The 20,478-nt window shown below is 66.5% G+C and carries 17 protein-coding genes and 1 pseudogene; 3 read left to right on the top strand and 15 right to left on the bottom strand.

Annotated features, from left to right (window positions below; genetic code table 11):
- Positions 1-104 precede the first annotated feature (104 nt).
- Positions 105-1,223: an FAD-dependent oxidoreductase gene (locus tag R9X41_RS02015; RefSeq protein WP_318633234.1), complete on the top strand. Its 1,119-nt coding sequence runs from the start codon at positions 105-107 to the stop codon at positions 1,221-1,223.
- Between the two features lie 68 nt (positions 1,224-1,291).
- On the opposite strand, the gene R9X41_RS02010 is transcribed toward R9X41_RS02015, so the two are convergent.
- Together R9X41_RS02010 and R9X41_RS02005 are read right to left on the bottom strand one after the other, a co-directional pair.
- The gene (locus tag R9X41_RS02010) at positions 1,292-2,080 is read right to left on the bottom strand and encodes an alpha/beta fold hydrolase (RefSeq protein WP_318633233.1); all 789 of its coding nucleotides are present in this window, start codon (positions 2,078-2,080) and stop codon (positions 1,292-1,294) included.
- Between the two features lie 16 nt (positions 2,081-2,096).
- The gene (locus tag R9X41_RS02005) at positions 2,097-3,083 is read right to left on the bottom strand and encodes a DODA-type extradiol aromatic ring-opening family dioxygenase (protein WP_318633232.1); all 987 of its coding nucleotides are present in this window, start codon (positions 3,081-3,083) and stop codon (positions 2,097-2,099) included.
- Between the two features lie 169 nt (positions 3,084-3,252).
- On the opposite strand from R9X41_RS02005, the gene R9X41_RS02000 reads away from it, so the two are divergent.
- Positions 3,253-4,224, top strand: a complete 972-nt coding sequence (locus R9X41_RS02000; RefSeq protein ID WP_318633231.1) for a LysR substrate-binding domain-containing protein — start codon at positions 3,253-3,255, stop codon at positions 4,222-4,224.
- A gap of 858 nt (positions 4,225-5,082) precedes the next feature.
- On the opposite strand, the gene R9X41_RS01995 is transcribed toward R9X41_RS02000, so the two are convergent.
- The 11 genes from R9X41_RS01995 to R9X41_RS01945 all read right to left on the bottom strand — a co-directional run bounded on the left by R9X41_RS01995 (position 5,083) and on the right by R9X41_RS01945 (position 17,485).
- A complete protein-coding gene (locus tag R9X41_RS01995) occupies positions 5,083-6,060 on the bottom strand; it encodes a tripartite tricarboxylate transporter substrate binding protein (RefSeq protein WP_318633230.1) in 978 nt (325 codons plus the stop codon).
- A 71-nt stretch (positions 6,061-6,131) separates the two neighbouring features.
- Complete coding sequence (locus R9X41_RS01990; RefSeq protein ID WP_318633229.1) at positions 6,132-6,866, bottom strand: ribonuclease activity regulator RraA; 735 nt, start codon at positions 6,864-6,866, stop codon at positions 6,132-6,134.
- A 68-nt stretch (positions 6,867-6,934) separates the two neighbouring features.
- The gene (locus R9X41_RS01985) at positions 6,935-7,939 is read right to left on the bottom strand and encodes a Bug family tripartite tricarboxylate transporter substrate binding protein (RefSeq protein ID WP_412556653.1); all 1,005 of its coding nucleotides are present in this window, start codon (positions 7,937-7,939) and stop codon (positions 6,935-6,937) included.
- A gap of 27 nt (positions 7,940-7,966) precedes the next feature.
- Positions 7,967-8,950 carry a Bug family tripartite tricarboxylate transporter substrate binding protein gene (locus tag R9X41_RS01980; protein WP_318633228.1) on the bottom strand — a complete coding sequence of 328 codons (984 nt, stop codon included), beginning with the start codon at positions 8,948-8,950 and terminating at the stop codon, positions 7,967-7,969.
- 54 nt (positions 8,951-9,004) lie between these two features.
- A complete protein-coding gene (araD, locus tag R9X41_RS01975; RefSeq protein ID WP_318633227.1) occupies positions 9,005-10,810 on the bottom strand; it encodes an L-arabinonate dehydratase in 1,806 nt (601 codons plus the stop codon).
- A 186-nt stretch (positions 10,811-10,996) separates the two neighbouring features.
- Positions 10,997-12,229, bottom strand: a complete 1,233-nt coding sequence (locus R9X41_RS01970) for a type II toxin-antitoxin system HipA family toxin (protein WP_318633226.1) — start codon at positions 12,227-12,229, stop codon at positions 10,997-10,999.
- Positions 12,219-12,491 carry a helix-turn-helix domain-containing protein gene (locus R9X41_RS01965; protein WP_318633225.1) on the bottom strand — a complete coding sequence of 91 codons (273 nt, stop codon included), beginning with the start codon at positions 12,489-12,491 and terminating at the stop codon, positions 12,219-12,221. The genes R9X41_RS01970 and R9X41_RS01965 overlap by 11 nt, the downstream gene beginning before the upstream one ends.
- A 50-nt stretch (positions 12,492-12,541) precedes the next feature.
- Positions 12,542-14,851: a xanthine dehydrogenase family protein molybdopterin-binding subunit gene (locus R9X41_RS01960; protein WP_318633224.1), complete on the bottom strand. Its 2,310-nt coding sequence runs from the start codon at positions 14,849-14,851 to the stop codon at positions 12,542-12,544.
- Positions 14,848-15,834, bottom strand: coding sequence for an FAD binding domain-containing protein (locus R9X41_RS01955; protein ID WP_318633223.1), 987 nt, complete (start codon positions 15,832-15,834; stop codon positions 14,848-14,850). The genes R9X41_RS01960 and R9X41_RS01955 overlap by 4 nt, the downstream gene beginning before the upstream one ends.
- Positions 15,831-16,367, bottom strand: coding sequence for a 2Fe-2S iron-sulfur cluster-binding protein (locus R9X41_RS01950; protein ID WP_318633222.1), 537 nt, complete (start codon positions 16,365-16,367; stop codon positions 15,831-15,833). The genes R9X41_RS01955 and R9X41_RS01950 overlap by 4 nt, the downstream gene beginning before the upstream one ends.
- 80 nt (positions 16,368-16,447) lie before the next feature.
- On the bottom strand, positions 16,448-17,485 hold the full coding sequence (locus R9X41_RS01945; RefSeq protein WP_318633221.1) for an acyltransferase family protein: 1,038 nt from the start codon (positions 17,483-17,485) through the stop codon (positions 16,448-16,450).
- Positions 17,486-17,685: 200 nt separating this feature from the next.
- Here R9X41_RS01945 and R9X41_RS01940 point away from each other — a divergent pair, with 200 nt between their 5' ends.
- On the top strand, positions 17,686-18,084 hold the full coding sequence (locus R9X41_RS01940; RefSeq protein WP_318633220.1) for a VOC family protein: 399 nt from the start codon (positions 17,686-17,688) through the stop codon (positions 18,082-18,084).
- Positions 18,085-18,664: 580 nt separating this feature from the next.
- Here the strand turns inward: R9X41_RS01940 and R9X41_RS23650 are convergent.
- Positions 18,665-18,772: pseudogene (locus R9X41_RS23650) on the bottom strand (PEPxxWA-CTERM sorting domain-containing protein); the annotation flags it as partial.
- A 760-nt stretch (positions 18,773-19,532) separates the two neighbouring features.
- Positions 19,533-20,132 (bottom strand): PEP-CTERM sorting domain-containing protein, encoded by a 600-nt coding sequence (locus R9X41_RS01930; protein ID WP_318633218.1) that lies wholly within the window; start codon positions 20,130-20,132, stop codon positions 19,533-19,535.
- Positions 20,133-20,478: the final 346 nt, after the last annotated feature.

The raw sequence follows: 20,478 nt of genomic DNA, 5'->3' as shown, positions 1-20,478 counted from the left end.
GCAGCCGTACTTTCGTACGGCGAGGACCGCAGGCGCGAGATCGGGACGCGCAGAAGGTTTATTCACACCTTCAGCCATTTCATTTCCATCCGCAGAGGACCACCATGACCCGTTCACGACACGCCGAGATCGCCGGCGCCGGTTTCGCCGGCCTCGCCTCGGCCATCGCCCTGCGCCAGCGCGGCTGGACCGCCCGGGTGCACGAGAGCAATCCGGAACTGCGCGCCTTCGGCGCCGGCATCTTCATCTGGGACAACGGCCTGCACGTGCTCGACTCGCTGGGCGCCTATCGCGACGTGCTCGACGGCGCCTTCGCCTGCACCGGCTACGAAACCCGCACCGACGGCGTCACCCGCTCCTTCGAGCCGGTCAACAGCCCGGGCAGCCTGCGCCTGCTCACCATGACGCGCCAGCATCTCTACCAGGCGATGCTGTCGGCCGCGCGCCGCGTCGGCGTCGAACTGGTCACCAGTTCCGAGGCGATCGGCGCCACGCCCGAGGGCGAGCTGCTGCTGGCCGACGGTTCGCGGCTGAAGGCCGACCTGGTGATCGGCGCCGACGGCGTGAAGTCCAAGGTACGCGACTCGCTGCAACTGCCCATGGAACGCAAGGCCTATCAGGACGGCCTGATCCGCGTGCTCACCGACCGCGGCCCGCTCAAGGGCGGCGAATGGGACCGGGTCATCGACTTCTGGGCCACGCGCGAGCGCACCCTGCGCATCCTCTACACGCCCTGCGGCGAGAACACGCTCTACATGGCCATGATGGCGCCGCTCAACGACCCGGCCGCCAACGCGATCCCGGTCGACCCCGAAATCTGGTCGGCCGCGTTCCCCGCCCTGCGCCCGGTGCTCACGACTCTGGCCGACCGGGGCCGCTACGACCTCTACGAGAAGACGGTGCTCAAGACCTGGTCGAGCGGCAAGGTCGCGATCGTGGGCGACTCGGCCCACGCCATGCCGCCCACGCTGGCCCAGGGCGCGGGCTGCGCGATCATGAACGCCCTCGGCCTGGCCGTGGCGACTGAGGAGACCGACACCGTCGAGGAAGCGCTGGCCCTGTGGCAGCGCCGCGAACGCCCGCTGACCGACCACACCCAGTCGCGCGCCGCCGAGCTCGCCGCCTCGCGCAGCCTGGCCTCGGGCATGGCCTGGGACGACGTCGGCCTGCGTGCCGCGCGCCACCTGCCGACCGGTACCGTAGCCGAGTTCAGCGCGGCCTGATTTCCGTCGCTCCAAGACAAACGGCCCGCGTCCGCGGGCCGTTGGTCATGGAGCCGGAGAAGAGAGGATCAAAGCGCGATGCCGCGCCCCGCCAGCCAGCCCAGCACCGCGGCGTTGAAGGCGTCCGGCGTCTCGAAGTAGGCCGAATGGCCGGACGCCGGCAGGCAGACGAAGTCCGAGCCCGGCACCTGACGCTGCACCTCCTGCACCTCGGCCGGCGGAAACAGCACGTCCTCGTCCCCCACCAGGAACAGCACCGGCACGCCGGTCGCCGCCAGTTGCCCGGGCGGATGCAGCGCCTGCGTGCCGACCAGCGTGCGCACGTTGGCGCGGTTGAAGCTCGCCAGCGTGGTGTAGAGCGTGGCCATGGCCGGCTGCGCGGCCACGCAGGTCGGTCCCAGCACTCGCTGGATCTGCGTCAGGCCCGCGTTGCGCGCGGTGAGCGCGGCCATGCGATCACGCTGCTCACCCGATAGGGCGATACCGAACATCGTGTCGGCCAGCACCAGTGCGGCCACCCGCTCGGGATGGCGCAGCGTGTAGCTCAGCGCGGTGCCGCCGCCCATCGACTGGCCGATGAAGATCGCCCGGCCGACCTGCGCCGCGTCGAGCACCGCATGCAGGTCGTCGACGAAGCGGTCGCGGCCCAGGCGCTCGGCGTCGATCGAATTGCCGAAGCCACGCGCGTCGATCGCCAGCAGGCGGTAGCGCTCGCGCCAGGCCGTGACCTGGTGGAACCAGCTGCCGTGGTTGCCGCCGACACCGTGCATCAGCACCAGCGTGGGGCGTTCGGCGCCCGGTTGGGCGTCGTGGAGTTCGTAGTAGAGCTGGCTGGCGCCGGCCTGCAGGAGCGTCATGGCGCGTTGCCCGGTGTCAGCGCCAGGTGGCGAAGGCCATGCCGCAGCCGGTGCCCGCCGGGCTGCGGTAGCAGGGCACGTAGTCGATCAGCTCCATCTGCATGCCGCCGACCACGCCGGCCAGCGCCGACCAGCAGCGGAGTTCTGAATTGCCCGACTGCAGCTTCTCCAGCGGCAGCGCGGCATGCGCCGCGACATCGCCCGAGGCCATGGCGGCGAGGAATTCCTTGTCGAAGGCTTCGTCCAGCACGAAGTGGCTCAAACCGCCGGTGGCCACCACCGCCACCCGCAGCTCGGACGGCCACGACTCGATGGCCGCGCGGATCGCCTCGCCCAGCCGGAAGGCGCGCTCCGGCGTGATCTGGTTGGGCGGGTAGTAGGTGTTGATGCTCACCGGCACGATCGGGTAGGTCTTCTCGGCCATCATCTTGTAGTAGACGTAGCCGAAGGAATGGCTCATGCCCTGCCCGGGCCGGTAGTACTTCGAATGCGCCACGTCGAAGTCGCGCGCCATCAGGTCGGCGATCAGCTGCTTGGCTTGTACCGCCGCGATCGGGTATTCCTTTTCCTCCTGCGGATACCAGGACGCGGCCTGCAGGCTGGGGTCGTACTTCCACTTCATCATGCCCTGGGGCTTGTACGCAATGGTGTCGCCCCAGTAGACGGAGATGACCGGCATGTTGTCGTCCTGGAAGACCTCCTTGTGGTCGTCGCCGATGATGAGGACGAGGTCCGGGTCGGCCTCCACCAGCGCTTGGCGCACCTTGGCGACGGCCGCCTGATTGGCCTGGTGGCGGCGCTGCAGCACCGCCATGTCGATCTCGGCGTCCATGCCCGGCGGCGTGGCCGCCAGCAGTTCCTCGTAGCTGACGTGGCGGCCCTGGTGGTCGTAGAGCGCGTGGATCTTCACGTCGTCGTGTCCGGCGCGCGCCAGCCAGGCCTCGGGTTCCATGAGGAGGGTGGGACTGTGGGATGAACCGATCCCCAGGACGATCTGTGCCATGTGCTTGCTTTCCTTTTTCTGCTGCCGGCGGGCAGCGACGCGAAAAATGTGCCGGCCCTCCCGCGCGCCGCCGGAGCGCGCAGGAGTCGGCCCGGCCATCCTAGGAAGGAGCCCCCGCCGCCACAAACGATTTAGCGGGGCCGCATGCATGAGCGCCTATCATTCATGGATGTCCGCCCGCCTGCCGCCCCTGCTCGCCCTGCCCGCTTTCGCAGCCGCCGCGCGGCACCTGTCCTTCACCCACGCGGCCGAGGAACTGTTCGTCACCCAGGGCGCGATCAGCCGGCAGATCCGGGTGCTGGAAGAGCACCTGGGCCAGAAGCTGTTCGAGCGCTTCACCCGCCGGGTCGAGCTCACGCCCGCCGGGCTCGAATACCAGCGCTCGATCCAGCAGGCGCTGGACATGATCGACAGCGCCACCCAGCACGCGATGCGGGTCCAGGAACGTTCGGTCATCAACCTGAGCGTCATGCCCACGCTCGGCACGGGCTGGCTGATGCCCCGGCTGGCGACCTTCAGCGAAAGCCATCCGCAGATCGACGTACGGCTGGTCACCTCGATCGAGCCGGCCAATCTCCAGTCGGGCGAGGTCGATGCGGCGATCCGGGTCGGCTGCCTGCCCGGTGCGCCGATGCAGCCGGGTCAGCCGCGCATCGACCTGGAGATGGTGCGCAACTGGAAGGGCGTGAGCGCCGAGCTGCTGTTTCCCGACGTGCTGGTGCCGGTGGTGTCGCGCAAGTTGCTGGCGCAGGGCAAGCCGGTGGGGACGCCGCGTGATCTGCTGGCCCATCGGCTGATCCACACGGCGAGCCGCAAGTACGCCTGGCCCGATTGGCTGGCCGCCCATGGTGTGCGGCTGCCGGCGGCTACGGCCTCGATCCATTTCGGGCATTTCTTCATGGGGCTGCGGGCGGCGGAGCAGTGCAAGGGGGTGGCGATCGTGCCTTCCATCGTGCTGCAAGGATTGGCGCACGGCAGTGATCTGGTGTGCCCTTTGCCGGCTGATGTTCCTTCTGCGGGGAACTATTACCTGTTGACTCGGGAGGCTTCGCGGGGGGATCCGAATATCGAGGCGTTTCGGAACTGGTTGATGGGGGAGGCTTTGCAGGAGTTGTTGCCGCAGAGGTTGCCGGCGGCTTGAGGTTTTTTTGCTGGTCGCGACTGGGGGCTTGCTGGCTTGCTGGCTTGCTGGCTTGTTTTTCTTCTACTGGTCGTAGGGTGGAGCTGGGGGCTTGCGCGCCCCCAGACCCGCGGTAACTTTCTTTCCGCGGAAAGAAAGTCACCAAAGAAACGCTAAGACGAGCTCGAGGCTCGGTCGGGCCATTGCTTCGCTCGGCCTGGGGAATGTGCCTTCGAACGCTCTAGCGGCAACAGTTTGGACAAGGGTTGATCCAGAGCCATGGCCCCGCTGCGCGGGTCGAGGCTGAGAGGGTAAGGACAGGCGACCGCACTGAGCACGGTGAGGGGGCCGCGTACGTTCGATTGCCATGCGCGTTGCTCGCATGGGCTGAACCGCACTGGCAGGGGGCATGTGACGTGACCGCTAGCCGGCCGCGAAGTGGGCGCACGGACCACATCGACGAGCAGGGCGAATGCATGCGATTTGATTGCTCCGGCCGCACCACGGCGCGCATTGAGCGTGGCGATCGAAGCAGCACGGCCCCCTCAACGTGCTCAGTGCGGTCGCCTGTCCTTATCCTCTCAGCCTCGACCCGCGCAGCGGGGCCATGGCTCTGGATCAACCCTTGTCCAAACTGTTGCCGCTAGAGCGTTCGAAGGCACATTCCCCAGGCCGAGCGAAGCAATGGCCCGACCGAGCCTCGAGCTCGTCTTAGCGTTTCTTTGGTGACTTTCTTTCCGCGGAAAGAAAGTTACCGCGGGTCTGGGGGCGCGCAAGCCCCCAGCTCCACCCTCTGCAAAGAGAAGAAAAGAAAAAAGACAAGCTCAGCAAAGACCAAGCCCCAGCCGCAGCCGCAGCCGCAGCCGCAGAGTAAAAAACCTACTCCGGCTGAATCCCCGCATCCTTGGCCACCTTCCCCCACTTCACCATCTCGCCCTGAATGAACGACCCAAACTGCGCAGCAGTCCCACCCCCCGCCTCGATCCCGTTGTCCTGCAAGGTCTTGCGCACATCCGCCATCGCCAACACCCGATTCACCTCGGCATTGATCTTCTCGACCACCGCCCGAGGCGTCCCCGCAGGCGCCAGCAAGCCACCCCAGGTGCTCGTTTCGTACCCCGCGATCCCCGCTTCCTGCATCGTCGGCACATCCGGCAGGGAAGCCGACCGCTTCGCCGTGGTCACCGCATAGGCCCGGAGCTTGCCGGCCTTGATCTGCGCATTCGTGGCGGCCACCGTGTCGAACATCAGCGACACCCGCCCGCTCATCAGGTCGGGATGCGCCAGCGTGCTTCCCTTGTAGGGCACATGGGTCATCTGCAGTCCGGTCAGCGACTTGAACAGCTCACCCGAAAAGTGCGGCGCCCCACCGCTGCCGCTCGACGCGAAACTCAGTTCCCCCGGGTGCGCCTTGCCGTAGGCGACGATGTCCTGCACCGTCTTCGCCGGAAAGTCCGGCGCGGTCACCAGCACCAGCGGCACCACGTGCGTCAGCGCGATCGGCTCGAAGCCCTTCACCGTGTCGAAGGGCAGCTTCTTCACCATGCTCGGATTGATCGCGTGGCTGCTCGCCACCAGCACCAGGTTGTAGCCGTCCGGCGGGCTCTTGGCGACCAGGTCGGTGCCGATGATGCCGGTGGCGCCGGTGCGGTTGTCGATCACCACCGGCTGGCCCCAGTCGGTGGTCATCTTGTTGCCGATGAGCCGGGCCAGCAGGTCGATGGCACCGCCCGGCGAGGCGGGCACGACGATGGTGATCTGGCGTTGCGGCCAGGCGGCCTGCTGGGCCAGCGCTGGCGTGGCGATACCGGTGGCGGCGGCCAGGGCGGTGGCGATGAGGGCGTGACGGCGTTGCATGGTGTTCTGTCTCTTGGTTGTTCGTGCTCGTCTGCAAGGCCGGGCGGCGTGAGGGCCCGGTTCGGAATCGGTCAGACGCCTCGGGCCTTGCGCCAGTCGGCGAACTCGGCACGGGTGTCGGCATTGGGCGGATAGGTGCCGGCCAGGCGCGCACCGCCTTCGATCTTTTCGAGGATGAAGGCCTCCATCTTTTCCTGCTCGGTGGCGTCGCGGGCGATCTCTTCGGCCAGGTGCGACGGCACCACGACCACGCCCTCTTCGTCGCCGACCATGATGTCGCCCGGATAGACCGACACGCCGCCGCAGCCGATCGGCACGTTGAGGTCGATGGCGTGGTGGTGGATGAGGTTGAGCGGCGCGCTGCCGCCGGCGCAATAGACGGGGAAGTCCATCTGCGCGATGGTTCCGCTGTCGCGTACCGGACCGTCCGAGACCAGGCCTTCGGCACCGCGCACCCGCAGCCGCGTGGTGAGGATGCCGCCGCCCGAGGCCACACGTTTCTCGCCCCGGCAGTCGATCACCAACACATGGCCGGGCGGCACGCTCTCGATGCCTTTGCGCTGAGGATGGTTCGGGTCGTCGAAGGCGCTGATCTGGTCGAGGTCCTCACGCGCCGGAATGTTGCGCATGGTGAAGGCCGGCCCGACTAGGTTGCCCTTGCTCGGCGTGGTGAGCCGGCCCACGCCCTGCAGGAACACATTGCGAAAGCCACGCTTGAACAGCTGGGTGCACAGCGTGGCAACGCTGACTTTGCGCAGCAGTTCGCGAGTTTCGTCGGAGAGGGGAACGGGTGAGCTGGTGGTCATGTCGATGGAACGGAAATTGAAAAAAGAAGAAGAAATCAGAAGGGCGGAAGGCGACGGCGGGACGGGCGTCAGGCCGAGGCTCCGGATTTGCGAACAAGCTCCCCCCAGCGCGGAATTTCCTTTTGCATGAGCGCGGCCAGATCGGCGGGCGAACCGGCCACGACTTCCATGCCGAGCTGGTTGGTGAGCTTGTCGTGCACGTCGGGCAGCTTGAGTGCCTTGGTGATCTCCACGCAAAGGCGGTCGACGATGGGCCTGGGCGTGTTCTTGGGCGCATAGATCGCCTGCCACGACGCCATCTCGAAACCCGGCACGCCGCCCTCGGCGAGCGTCGGCAGCTGCGGTGCGATGGCAGCGCGTTGGCCGGTGGTCACGGCGAGCAGCTTCAGCTTGCCCGACTGCACCAGCGGCAAGGCCGCGGTGAACTGGTCGAACATGAACGTGACCTGGCCCGAGGACACGTCGAGCATGGCCGGCGGAGTGCCCTTGTACGGCACGTGGGTGAGCCGCACGCCGATCAGGTCGGCCAGCAACTCGCCGGCCAGATGGGTGGAAGTGCCGGCGCCGGACGAGGCGAAGGTGCGTCGGGAGGCGTCCTTTTTCAGCAGCGCCACCAGCTCGGCCACCGAGTTCACGCCGAGGCCCGGCGACACCATCAGCACGTTGGGCAGAAACGCCACGAGCGAGATCGGCTCGAAGTCCTTCACCGGGTCGTAGGGCAGGCTCTTGTAGAGGCTGGCGTTGATCGCGTGGGTGCTGATGGTGCCGCCGAAGAGCGTGTAGCCGTCGGGCCTGGCCTTGGCGACGTAGGCGGCGCCCACCGCGCCGGCGGCGCCCGGCCGGTTGTCGACGACCACTGGCTGGCCGAGGGCCTCGCCGAGCTTCTGCGACACCACGCGGCCGATGACGTCGGTGGAGCCGCCGGGCGTGAAGGGCACGACGTAGGTGATGGCACGGCTCGGCCAGACGTCCTGGGCCGAAGCCTCGCGGGCTGCGAGCAAACCGCCGGGCAGGGCGAAGGCGCTGGAGGCCTGCAGCAGCGTGCGGCGGCGCGGGGTGTAGCGGGCATTCACGGTGACTGTCCTGGGGAGGTCGTTCAGTCAGTCGATGCGGATGCCGCCGGCCTTGATGACTTTGCCGTAGCGTTCCTTGTCGGCCACGATGGTCTGCTGCAGCTCGGCGGGCGTGCCGCCGCGCGGCGTGGCGCCCTGGGCGATGAGCGCGGCCTTGACCTCGGCGGTGCCGACGATCTCGTGCACGTCGGCAGCGATCTTCTCGGCCAGCGCCGCCGGCGTGCCGGCCGGCCCCAGCAAGGCCACCCAGGAGCCTGATTCGGCATGGGGCACGCCCAGCTCGGCCAGCGTCGGCACCTCCGGCATGGCGGGCGAGCGCTGCGGGCTGGTTACCGCCAGCGCGCGCAGCTTGCCGGCCTTCACATAGCCGGCGGTTTCCAGAATGGAGGCGAAGAGCATGTCCACGTGGCCGGCCATCAGGTCGGCCATGGCGGGGCCGCCGCCCTTGTAGGGCACGTGGGTGAACTTGACGCCGGTGGCCTGCTGAAAGATCTCGGCCGTGAGGTGCGGCGAGCCGCCGGCGCCCGAGCTGGCGTAGGTGAGCTTGCCCGGATCGGCCTTGGCCAGCGCGATCAGCTCCTTGGGCGTCGTGGCCTTGATGCCCGGGTTCACGACGAAGGCGAAAGGCAGCTCGGCGAACAGGGAGATCGGGGTGAACGCCTTGTCGGGGTCGTAGGGCATCTTGTAGAGCGAGGGGTTGATCGACTGCGTGCCCACATTGCCCACCAGCAGCGTGTAACCGTCGGGCTTGGCCTTGGTGACCGCCTCGGCGCCGATCAGCCCGCCCGCGCCGGTGCGGTTTTCCACCACCACCGACTGGCCCCATTTCTGGCCGAGCTTCACGGCCAGCAGGCGGGCCGCGATGTCGGTGCCGCCGCCGGGCGCGAAGGGCACGATGACGGTGACCGCGCGGGTCGGGTAAGGCGCGGCAGCCTGCGCCAGAGCGGCCAGCGGCGATGCGGCCAGCAGGCCGGCGAGCAGGAGGCTCCCGCGTCGGGTGATGGTGTTCATGGGTCTTGTCTCCGTTGTCGGTTTTCTTGTCGCCGCCCTGTCGGTGGGCGGGTGTCAGTGGATCTCGGGCTCGCCTGCGGCGGTGGCGGACGCGGCGGCCGAGTCCGGGTCCACGTAGTCGGGCGCGAGAAAGTCGAAGTCGCAGCCGGTGTCGGCCTGCTGCACGTGCTTGAGGAACATCACGCCGTAGCCGCGTCCGAACTTGGGCGCCGGGGCTTTCCACGCGGCGCGGCGGCGGGCGATCTCCTCGTCGCTCACTTCCATGGCGATGCGTCGGGCATCGACGTCGAGCGTGACCAGGTCACCGGTGCGCACCAGCGCCAGCGGGCCGCCGACATGCGATTCGGGCGTGACGTGCAGCACGCAGGCGCCGTAGCTGGTGCCGCTCATGCGGGCGTCGCTGATGCGCACCATGTCGCGCACCCCTTCCTTCAGCAGCTTCTGCGGAATCGGCAACTGGCCCCATTCCGGCATGCCGGGCGCGCCCTGGGGGCCGGCGCTCTGCAGCACGATGACGCTGTCCTTGCTCACGTCGAGGTCCGGGTCGTCGATGCGCGCGGCCATGTCGTTGTAGTCCTTGAACACCACCGCCGGCCCGGTGTGCTTGCGCAGGTGCTGTTCCATCGCCGCCGGCTTGATGACCGCGCCGTCGGGCGCGAGGTTGCCGCGCAGCACGGCCAGGCCGCCGCTCTCGAGCTTGGGTGCGGCCAGCGGCAGGATCACCTCGGAGTTGTAGACCTGCGCATCGGCGATGTTCTCGCCCAGCGTGCGGCCGTTGACCGTCTTCTGGCTGCCGTCGATGTGCGCGCCCATCTCCTTGAGGAAGGCGCGCAAGCCGCCGGCGTAATAGAAGTCCTCCATCAGGTACTGGCCGCCGGGTCGCAGATTGGCGATGACCGGGGTGCGGCGGGCCAGTTCGTCGAAGCGGTTGAGGTCCAGCGGCACGCCGGCGCGGCGCGCCATGGCGATCAGGTGGACGATGGCGTTGGTGGAGCCGCCCAGGCCGAGCGCGGTGACCACGGCGTTGTCGAAGGATGCGGGCGTCAGGATGTCGAGCGGCTTGAGGTCTTCCCAGACCATGTCGACGATGCGCTTGCCGGTGTGGGTGGCCATCATCGAATGGCGCGAATCCGGCGCCGGGATCGAGCTGGCGCCGGGCAGCGTCAGGCCCATGGCTTCGGTGGCGCTGGTCATGGTGCTGGCGGTGCCCATGGTCATGCAGGTGCCGGGACTGCGGGCGATGCCGTCTTCTACCTCCTGCCAGTCCTGCTCGGTGATGTTGCCGGCGCGCAACTCGGCCCAGTACTTCCAGGTGTCCGAACCCGAGCCGAGGAACTTGCCCTTGTAGTCGCCGCGCAGCATGGGGCCGGCGGGCACGAAGATGGTCGGCAGGTTGTTGGCCAGCGCGCCCATCACCAGGCCGGGCGTGGTCTTGTCGCAGCCGCCCATGAGCACCACGCCGTCGCAGGGATAGGAGCGGATCAGCTCCTCGGCCTCCATCGCCAGCAGGTTGCGGTAGAGCATGGTGGTGGGCTTCTGGAAGGCCTCGCCCAGGCTGATCGCCGGGATCTCGACCGGAAAACCGCCGGCTTGCCACACACCGCGCTTGACCTCTTCCACGCGCTGCTTGAAGTGCGTGTGGCAGGAGTTCATGTCGCTCCAGGTGTTGAGGATGCCGATCACCGGCTTGCCCAGGTAGTCGTCGCGGCTGAAGCCCATCTGCGCGGTGCGCGAGCGGTGGCCGAAGCTGCGCATGTCTTTCACGCCGTACCAGCGGTGCGAGCGGAGGTCCTCGGGTTTCTTGCGGGTGAGGGAGACGTCGGCTGCGCCGGGAAGATCGGTTTTTTCGTGGGAAGGCATGGAGATCGAAAATGGATGTTAGCGCTGTCATGGCATGGTAAGGACCGGTCGTGGTTCTGGTCAACGGGCTGGAGGCAGGGATATCCCGGGGTCGCCGTGCGCTTTGCCTGCCCAATGCCATCGGCGCGCGGCGGCTTGGATCAGAAGGCGTCGCTCACGTGCCGGACCGAGCGCGCCCGGCGCCCATCACCGGGCGTACGCGCAGCCCGATTCCCATGCCGGGGTCATCTGTTGCAGCAGCGCGGGCGGCACGCGCGCGTCGCCCTTGGCCTCGTCCAGGGTGCGGCGCATGGCCTCTGCGATCCGGTCCAATACGGCAGCCGGCCGTGCGACGCCGCAGATGCGGCGGCCGAAGTCCAGCAGCTCTTCGGTCGTCGGATAGGTCTTGGTGCGGTGCCTGCCGGCGAACAGCTTGAGCGCGAGCGTGTGGTCTTCCAGCTCCGGCCCGCCGGCGTACTGCGTGTAGCGGTAGATGCTGGTCGTCACCACGTCGAACATGGGCGCCAGCCACGCCTCGGCGGCGGAGCGATAGAGCAGCCCGAAGTTCTTCAGGTGCGCGTCGCCGTTGCGCACCATCACCGAAAACGCGACCTGCTCGAAGAAGCGGTGCAGGCTGTCGCTGTGCAGTTGCAACTGGCGCAGCAGCTCGGCCACGCGCTGGTAGCTGCCCTGATACTTGCGGTCCGACAGGATGTCGCGCACACGCAGTCCGGCCAGCGCCGCGATGTCCTCGAAGCCGAGCCGCTCCACGCGGCCGTCGTCGTGCACCAACAGGTCGAAACGGTCGAGCACCAGCATCTGCCCGTCGTCGGAAAGCGCGAATGAGGGCACCTCGATGCCCGCGACGCGCGCCGCTGTCAGGCAGAGGAATTCGTTGGCCGCCAGCCCCGGATATGCCGCGCTGGCCGCTTTCACGATGAGCGAGGGGATCGGCACGGTGGGCCGGTCGGGCACCATGATCTTGGGCTGCATGCCGGCGATGCCCGCGCCGGTGCTGAGGTAGGCGGCCACCAGTTCGTCGAAGACCTCCGGCGTATAGGCGGTGCCCAGCAGGGCGGCCTTGCTCAGGCTGCGCGGCATGGCAGGTGCGGGCTGGCCCGGCAGGCTGAAGCCGAGGCGGCCGATGCCGTTGCGCCCGACCAGCGCCAGCATGTGCATCGGCGTCAGCGACTGCTTGGGAAACATCGCCCGGATCCGCATGAACAGGTCGCCCTCGGGCAGGTTCTGGTCCATGGCCGGAAACAGGTCGCCGTCCTGCCAGGTGAGTTGCTCGCCAGCCGGCATGAGCAGCGCGACGGCCGCCTGGTCGGCATCGGGCTGCCGGTAGCGAAATTCGTAGGTCGACGCGCGTATCAGCTGCCCGGCCTGCGGCGCGTCGCCGATGGAAACCTCCAGCAGCCGGACCTGCTCAGGCAGCATCGTCGTCTTCTTCGCGAAAGCGCGAGGCCACCTCGGCAGCCGTCGGCAGACCGGCGCGTTCGAGCCGCAGCGCCAGGCCGAGCGCACCGACCACCGCCAGCAGGGAAGACACGGTGGAGTCGTCGCCAGCTTCGAGCCGGTAGATGACTTCCCGGGTCTTGCCAGCTTTTTCAGCCAGCTCGGATTTGCTCATGCCCAACGCTTGACGGCGCTCGACCAATTGCTTGCCCAGCTGGTCGGCGAGCCTAATTTTGTCATTCATAGCTGACACTTTAGCCGTTGATCGGCTGCTTTGTCAGCTATGACTTGCAGCTACAACAGCTTGTCGAGCGTGATCGGCAGATCGCGCACCCGCCGGCCGGTGGCATTGAAGATGGCGTTGGCCACCGCCGCACCCACGCCGGTGATGCCGATCTCGCCGATGCCGTGGGCGCCCATCGGGCTGTGCGGATCGGGCTCGTCGGTCCACATCACATCGATCGCCGGCACGTCGAGGTGCACCGGCACGTGGTACTCCGCCAAGCTCGGATTCATGATGCGGCCGCTGCGCTCGTCGAAGAAGGTCTCCTCGGTCAGCGCCAGGCCCAGGCCCATGATGATGCCGCCCTTGAACTGGCTGGCCGCCGTCTTGGGGTTGAGGATGCGGCCGCAGTCGAAGGAGCCCAGAAAGCGCGACACCCGCGTCTCGCCGGTCACCGCGTTCACCCGCACCTCGCAGAACTGCGCACCGTAGGAATGCATGGAGTACTTCTGCGCCTCCAGCGGCGGCGGGGCCTTGGCTTCGGCCGACAGCTCGGCGATGCCGGCCCGCCGCAGGATGGCGGCGTAGCTTTCGCCCCGCTCGGGCTCGCCCACCTTCCACACGCCGCCGTCGCGGGTCTCCACCTCGTCGGCCGACAGGCCGTGCAGCGGCGACTCCTTGCCGGCCTTCTCGATCAGGCGCTTGACCAGCGCCTCGTGCACCGCGATCACCGTCGCGCCGATCGAGGCGGTCTGCGACGAGCCGCCGGCCAGCGTGCCGTCGGGCATTTTCGAATCGCCGTACTCGAACGCCACGTTCTCCAGCGGCAGGCCGAGCCGCGCCGCAAGGTGCTGCGCCTGCACGGTGGCGGTGCCCATGCCCATCTCGTGGCTGGCCATCTGCACCGTGGCGCGATGGTCGGCGGTGACGGTGATGCGGGCCGCGCCGCCGGGCATGCGGAAGTAGGGATAGGTGGCGGTCGCCACGCCCATGCCGACCAGCCATTCGCCCTCTCGGCGCGCGCCGGGCGTGGCCGAGCGGCGGTCCCAGCCGAAGCGGGCAGCGCCCTCGGCCAGCGCGCGCTGGTAGTGGCGCGACGAGAACGCGTGGCCCGAGGTCGGATCCTTCTCGGGTTCGATGCGGCGGCGCAGTTCCACCGGGCAGAGCTGCATCGCATGCGCCAGTTCGTCGAGCGCGCTCTCCAGCGCGAAGGTGCCGACCGACTCGCCCGGTGCGCGCATGAAGGTGTTGACCACCATGTTCATGTCGGCCACCTTCTGCTCCAGCAGCATCGTCTCGGTGGCGTAGAGGTGGCGCGCCGGAAAGGTGAACTGCTCGGGGCAGTTATTGTGTGGCGTCATCGCCACGCAGCCGGTGTGGATCAGCGCGGCCAGCGTGCCGTCGGCCTTGGCGCCCAGCGCCACGCGCTGCTCGGTGCGGGTACGGCCGCCGACCGTGCGGAACACGCCTTCGCGGGTGAGCACCAGCCGCACCGGCCGGCCGGCGATCTTCGATGCCGCGGCCGCCAGGATCTGGTGGTCCCACAGGCATTTGCCGCCGAAGCCGCCGCCCACGAAAGGCGAGCTGACATGCACGTCGGCCTCGTCGATGCCGAACATCTGCGCCAGCGTCCAGGCGGTGCCGTTGATCATCTGCGAGGCGTCGTGCACCACCAGCTTGCCGTCGTTCCAGGCGACGGTGGCGGCATGCAGTTCGATCGCGTTGTGGTTGTGGCGAGGCGTGGTGTAGATGGCGTCGACCTTCGTGGCCGCCGCCCGCAGCGCGGCTTCGGCGTCGCCGATCTCCACGCGGGGCGGCTCGCCCAGGATGCTGTCGGGCACCCGCGCCTTCGCCATGGCGTCGGCAAAACACGTGACCGCCGGTTCCAGGTCGTAGCGCACGCGAATCAGCGACTTCGCATGGTCGGCCTGCTCCTGCGTTTCGGCCAGCACCACCGCCACCGGCTGGCCGTTCCAGCGGATGACCTCGTCCTGCATCACCGGCAGGTCGTTGGCGCCGGCGGCCTTGGGCTTGGTCATCATGATCGCGGGCGGCGACATGCGCGGCGCGTTGCGCCAGGTCATGACCAGCGCCACGCCCGGCGCGGCTTCGGCGGCGGCCGTGTCGAGCGCGGCGATGCGGCCGGCCGCGATGGTGCTGAACTCGACGGCCGCATAGAGCATGCCATCCATCTCCACCTCGGCGGCGAAGCGCGCCTTGCCCTGGACCTTGAGCGGCCCGTCCACCCGCGACACCGCGCGGCCGAACTGCACCTGCTCGTGGCGCAGCGGGTCGGGCGAAGCGCCGGGCAGCCAGCGGTCGGGCACATGGGGAATCACGTTCAGCATCGCCTTCTGGACGACTTCCTGGACGATGCTCATGCTGCTTCTCCCTTCAGTTGACCGAGCACCGCCACGATGGTGCGGCGGGCCAGTTCGATCTTGAACGTGTTGTCGCGCAGGCCGGCCGCTTCGGCCAGCTCGGCCTGGGCGGCGGCCTGGAAAGCGGCCTCGGTGGCCGGCCCGCCGCGCAGGGCTTCTTCGGCGCGGAAGGCGCGCCAGGGCTTGGCGGCGACTCCGCCGATGGCGATGCGCACCTCGCGCACCGCGTCGCCTTCCAGGTCGAGCGCGGCAGCCACCGACACCAGTGCGAAGGCATAGCTGGAACGATCGCGCACCTTGCGATAGGTGGAGCACGCACCGAAGCTGAGCGCGGGCAGCTCCACCGCCACGATGAGTTCACCCGGCGCGAGCTGATGCTCCACCTGCGGTGCATCCCCCGGCAGCCGGTGCAGGTCGACCAGCGCGACGGTGCGTGCACCGGCCGGCCCCTGCACATGGACCGTGGCGCCAAGCGCGGCCAGCGCCACGCACATGTCCGACGGATGGGTAGCCACGCACGACGCCGACGCGCCCAGGATCGCGTGGATGCGGTTGAAGCCCTCGCGTGCATCGCATCCGGTGCCCGGCTCGCGCTTGTTGCAGCGCGAAGCCTGGTCGTAGAAATAGGCGCAGCGGGTGCGCTGGAGCAGGTTGCCGCCGACGGTCGCCATGTTGCGGATCTGGCCGCTGGCGCCCGCCAGGATCGCCCGCGCCAGCACCGGAAAACGCTGGCGTATCGCCGGGTGCGCCGCGACCGCGCTGTTGCTGGCGGCCGCGCCGATCAGCACGCTGCCGTCCTCGCGCGCCTCGATCGATTTCGACAGGCCCGACACATCGACCAGCGTGTCCGGCCGCTCGATGGTCTCGCGCATCAGGTCGACCAGGTTGGTGCCGCCGCCGAGAAAGCGCGCCGTCGCGGCCTGCGCGGCCAGGTCGACGGCCGCGCGTGCGCTGTCGGCCCGGTGGTAGGCGAAGGGGTTCATGCGGCCTCCTTCCAGGCAGCGGGCTGCCGGTCGGCGCCGGACTCGAAAGTCTCCGCGATGGCTTCGACGATGCCGTTGTAGGCACCGCAGCGGCACAGGTTGCCGCTCATGCGTTCGCGCAGCTCCTCGGAGCTGAGCACGGCCACCGGCGCTGCGAGGTCGGCCGTGACCACGCTCGGCATGCCGCGCCGCACCTCACCCATCATGCCCACGGCCGAGCACAGCTGGCCGGGAGTGCAGTAACCGCACTGAAAGCCGTCGTGCTCCACGAAAGCCTGCTGCAAGCGGTGCAGGCCCTCGGGGCCGCTCAAGCCTTCGACGGTGGTGATGTCGCGGCCCTGGTACTGCACCGCCAGCGCCAAGCACGCGTTGATGCGCTCGCCATCGACCAGCACGGTGCAGGCGCCGCACGCGCCCTGGTTGCAGCCTTTCTTGGAGCCGGTGAGGCCGAGGTGATCGCGCAGCAGGTCGAGCAGCGAGGTGCGCAGGTCGACCTCCGCCCGAACGGGGGTTCCGTTGACGGTGAATTCCATGGGAGTGCCTTCGTGGGGTTGTGCCCAAATCATGGGCACCCCGACGCCCCAGCCCTGCTACCAGCTGTGACCGACCGCCCTCAGCGCAGTGCCGGCACCCGCGCCACCAGGAATTTCGCCAAGCGCAGCGGTGCGGAGGTGATGCCGGCGAACAGCCATGCCACCAGCAACTGCCCGGCGACCAGGCCGAGGGCGCCGACCTCCGTCCACCACCGACCGGCGTCCTGCCAGGCCGGCTCGAGAACCGGGTGCAGAAAGAAGATCAGCAAGCCGTTGATGACCAGCAATTGCAAGCTGCGCCGCCCCACCCAGGCCAGCGCCGCCGCGCTCCAGGCATGGTGCAGCTCGATCAGCCGCGCCAAGCCCAGCACCAGCGCGCTGCCCGCCAGGGCCGCGGCCAGGAACAGCGGCAGAAAGCCGTACTGCCCCGCGATCATCAACACGATGAAGGCGCCGGGCAGGTTGTCGCAGGTGCCAGCCGCATCCCCGGCGCAGCCGCCGTTGAGCCCCGCCAGCCAGACAGTCGCCAACGCCAGCCCTGCTATGACCGCTCCATGCCGCCGGCCGACCCGCCACAGCACGCCCGCGTGCGCCAAGGCATGGCCGAGCCCGTAGAACACCAGGCCCGGCAACAGCGCCGACAGCTCGAACACGTTCGAGCGCCGGCCCTGGGCCCAGACGAACGCCGCGACCACCAGGCCGATGATCACGATCCGGCCCCAGCGCCCGGCGGTGATCGCCGCGAAATAGACCGTCTGGACCAGGGCCAGCGCCGCCAGAAACCAGACGATGACCGACCAGAATTGCCTCAGTTCGAGCAGCGGCCGGATCAGGCCGGCCCAGTTGACCGGCCCCTCGTGCATCGCCGCGCCGTACACCCAGCACAGCAGGTGCACGATGTAGGCGGTGAGCAGCAGCGACAACGCTCGGCGCAGGGTTTCGGCCCAGCGACGCGCCGTGAACACCATGCCCGACAGCATGAAGAACACCGGCATGTGGAAGGCGTAGATGATTTTTAGCTGTTCGAAGACGAATTCGCGGTTCGCACCGCCCACGAACACACCCAGGCCATGACCGTAGAGCACCAGCAACATCGCCAGGCCCTTGGCGATGTCCACCGCAGGATTTCTGTGCCGGAAGATTTCTGGCATGTATCGACCTCCCGACCGAATCGCCGCCGGTATGCCGACCCCACGTCATGCACGTGCGACGGTCAGTACGTCGCCGGATATTAGGCGGCAGGTAACAAAATGTCCATTTCTTGCTACGCTCGGGATTACCCTTTCGCCGGGCTTCCCTCCTCCACCACCGGATCGCCATGCCGCCACCCGTGCCGCCCGTTGCGCCAACGAATTCGTTGAAGGCTTTTGCATTCGTCCTGGCGGTGCCGGACCTGCAACGCAATGCGGCCTACTTCCGCGATGCACTCGGCTTCACCATCGACTGGCCGGCCGACTCCGGCTGGCACCTCGCCTGCCGGGGCAGCGTGCGGGTGATGCTGGGCTACTGCCCGGATGCGCCGCCGCCCTCTGCCACCGGCGACCACAGCTACTTCGCGTACCTGCATGTCGACGACGCCGACGCCCTGCACCGCGAGTTCACCCGGCGCGGCGCGATCATCCTGCAGGCCCCGGCCGACCGGCCGCACCGCATGCGCGAGTTCCTGGTCGCCACGCCGGACGGCCACCGGCTGATGGTCGGCCAGGCGCTGGGTTAGAGCACCAGCGGTAGCGCGCCGACTCCACCTCGATACCCCGCGAGCGGTCTCGCCGGTTTGAATGGAGAAGCCGGTATGGGCCGGGTCGGAGGTATGCACGTTGGTCTGGGTCAGCTCGTAGACCGCCACGGTGACTTCAGCGTTTACGCCCGGTGGAGCGTATTCACGCCCACCTCGTTCTGCTCGCCGCGCGTCGGAAATGAATTAAGAAACGACGCCCGCCATGGACGTCGCCGCATAGTTTCTCGGTAAAAATGACCGTGAATATCGGCTCTCCGAACTAGTCAACAGCACGACAGACTTGAAGCGCCGAGCGAGCAGACGCGCGCGACGAATATGCACGCCGCGCGTAGCGTTAATAGCAGCACGAACCGGACGTTTCTGCGGAGCATTTAGTGAAAGGCAACGCGGGCACCAAACATCCGCCACTGCGCAACGCCGATCAAATCGATTCGCTTGCGCCATCCATGCAAAAAATAGTGACGACTCAAGTAGGGCCGCCATGATTTCGCTCAATCGACAAAGATCGGCAGAAAATCCGTCCAAAATACGGAAATTGCTTAGGATGGCTGTGAAGCCATCAACAGGTCGATGGGTTTTTGTTAGCCCGCCGACGTCGAGCTAAGCCACCCGTCAGTCCCAGGCCGGCCAGCAGCATGGCGAAGGTTTCCGGCTCGGGCACGGTCGCCAAGGGCGTGATTGCGCCGGGACCGCTTATTTGCATGTCGAAGGGGCCATATCCATTACGATGGCCGCTGGAGATTGCCAAAGAATATTTCACGCCCGCGGTCAGGTCTTCGCTGAATGACTCATGACCCAAGGTTTCGTTATTATCCGCTACTGAGATAAGGTTCGCGGTGACATTGGTAGGATCGAAAGGGTACGAATAAAGCACCATGCCAATGTCGAAGCCTGTGGCTCCAGACCAGAAATCATAGCTCCCTGATGCGCCGACCTGGAAATTCAACAAATATGCTCTGAACCCATCCACTACGAGACCGTTGGTGGTGTCGCCTGTGTAGTTATAAAAATATGGGTCGGCACTTGCTGCAGTCGCGACCATGCTGACGGCCGCCACACAGAGCATTTTTTTGGCAAGAAATAATGTTCGAAGTCTCATTTACTAGTCCTCATGGTTAATTTTGACATTTGACGCATATATCATCGTCTACGTAGTAGTCGCTGCCGTTTCGAACCAATGTCCAGCCACAGATAATCAATTTTCATAAATTAACAAAGTACCCGTGGCCGCCGTTCATGGCGTCTACGGCATTTGGCGTGTTAACACTGAAAATTCGACCCTAAATTTTTGAATGCAAAACTCGATAAGTCAGGGGGGGGGCCGTCAGTGAACACGTACCCACGGGCGAATCTTTTACCAACGACCGTTTGCCCATGGGTGCCATGGCGAGTACTAACGGGCGCGTTTGAAATTCAAGGTCATGTTTTTATGCACGAACACCCGATGAACCGGAGGAGTCAGGCAATCGCATGGCCTGATTTCGGCGGTTGCCGGTCCTGCAGACCATAGCGCCCATTAGTCCCAATCCCGCCAGAAACAGGGCATAACTTTCCGGCTCGGGCACGGCTGCAAGCGGAGTAATGTTGCCGGGCCCGCTGATTATTGAGGTGAACGGTCCAACTCCATAAAGTTGAGTCTGGGTGGTATTGACAAATATATAGCTCACTCCGCGTGTTAAATTGGCGTTGAAATCCATATTTGGACCCAATGGACTGCCACTTCCCGCAACGTAGTTGTCCTGCGGGGAACTCGGCACAAAGGAATTCTCGTAAAGAAACGTGTAAATGAAGCGTTGGGGACCCGATGAGAATGTGTAGTTGCCCGTTTCATCAACAGAAAATTTAAACGCAAAATAGGGGACGATTTCCATATTTTGGCCCACCGAACCGGGCTCAATGCGAACATATGTCGGCTGGCCTGTCGTGTTGCCGGTATATTCATAATCCGCGGCATGAGCCGTCAAGCCGCCGGCCAACGATATCGCAGCCAAAACCGCCTGTATGCCCAATTTGGATATACGAGTCATTTCTATCCTTTAAATGATTTAGCCGCCAAGCATCGGCGGCTCGATCAATATCATTCGATGGAAGTTCAAGTGCAATGGTCCTTGCGGGGGATGTAGAAAGAAATTACAAAACTGCACCCTAAATGACAACGAAAGTAAATCCCAAGCCCCATTCGAGCGATCGAACTGTAGTTATTGGTCACTACCAAAAATTTAGAATAGGCGAATCGCATTCAAAGGTGCCGATTCATAAATCATGCAATCGATGCAAAAGACATTGCCCTGCGGGTCGAGCAGCATTGCCTGGTACCACTGGTAATTGCTTTCGCAGGACGCCTTCATCAGCGTGGCGCCGGCCGCGATAGCC

Origin of the sequence: Xylophilus sp. GOD-11R (assembly GCF_033546935.1) — a bacterium.
In the GTDB taxonomy this organism is placed as follows: Bacteria; Pseudomonadota; Gammaproteobacteria; order Burkholderiales; family Burkholderiaceae_C; genus Xylophilus.
This window is presented reverse-complemented; position numbering and strand designations above follow the sequence as displayed.

Excerpts from the sequence above, each read along its gene's own strand:
- R9X41_RS02015 (WP_318633234.1), top strand. The coding sequence starts at position 105 with ATGACCCGTTCACGACACGCCGAGATCGCCGGCGCCGGTTTCGCCGGC.
- R9X41_RS02010 (WP_318633233.1), bottom strand. The coding sequence starts at position 2,080 with ATGACGCTCCTGCAGGCCGGCGCCAGCCAGCTCTACTACGAACTCCAC.
- R9X41_RS02005 (WP_318633232.1), bottom strand. The coding sequence starts at position 3,083 with ATGGCACAGATCGTCCTGGGGATCGGTTCATCCCACAGTCCCACCCTC.
- R9X41_RS02000 (WP_318633231.1), top strand. The coding sequence starts at position 3,253 with ATGTCCGCCCGCCTGCCGCCCCTGCTCGCCCTGCCCGCTTTCGCAGCC.
- R9X41_RS01995 (WP_318633230.1), bottom strand. The coding sequence starts at position 6,060 with ATGCAACGCCGTCACGCCCTCATCGCCACCGCCCTGGCCGCCGCCACC.
- R9X41_RS01990 (WP_318633229.1), bottom strand. The coding sequence starts at position 6,866 with ATGACCACCAGCTCACCCGTTCCCCTCTCCGACGAAACTCGCGAACTG.
- R9X41_RS01980 (WP_318633228.1), bottom strand. The coding sequence starts at position 8,950 with ATGAACACCATCACCCGACGCGGGAGCCTCCTGCTCGCCGGCCTGCTG.
- araD (WP_318633227.1), bottom strand. The coding sequence starts at position 10,810 with ATGCCTTCCCACGAAAAAACCGATCTTCCCGGCGCAGCCGACGTCTCC.
- R9X41_RS01970 (WP_318633226.1), bottom strand. The coding sequence starts at position 12,229 with ATGCTGCCTGAGCAGGTCCGGCTGCTGGAGGTTTCCATCGGCGACGCG.
- R9X41_RS01965 (WP_318633225.1), bottom strand. The coding sequence starts at position 12,491 with ATGAATGACAAAATTAGGCTCGCCGACCAGCTGGGCAAGCAATTGGTC.
- R9X41_RS01960 (WP_318633224.1), bottom strand. The coding sequence starts at position 14,851 with ATGAGCATCGTCCAGGAAGTCGTCCAGAAGGCGATGCTGAACGTGATT.
- R9X41_RS01955 (WP_318633223.1), bottom strand. The coding sequence starts at position 15,834 with ATGAACCCCTTCGCCTACCACCGGGCCGACAGCGCACGCGCGGCCGTC.
- R9X41_RS01950 (WP_318633222.1), bottom strand. The coding sequence starts at position 16,367 with ATGGAATTCACCGTCAACGGAACCCCCGTTCGGGCGGAGGTCGACCTG.
- R9X41_RS01940 (WP_318633220.1), top strand. The coding sequence starts at position 17,686 with ATGCCGCCACCCGTGCCGCCCGTTGCGCCAACGAATTCGTTGAAGGCT.
- R9X41_RS01930 (WP_318633218.1), bottom strand. The coding sequence starts at position 20,132 with ATGACTCGTATATCCAAATTGGGCATACAGGCGGTTTTGGCTGCGATA.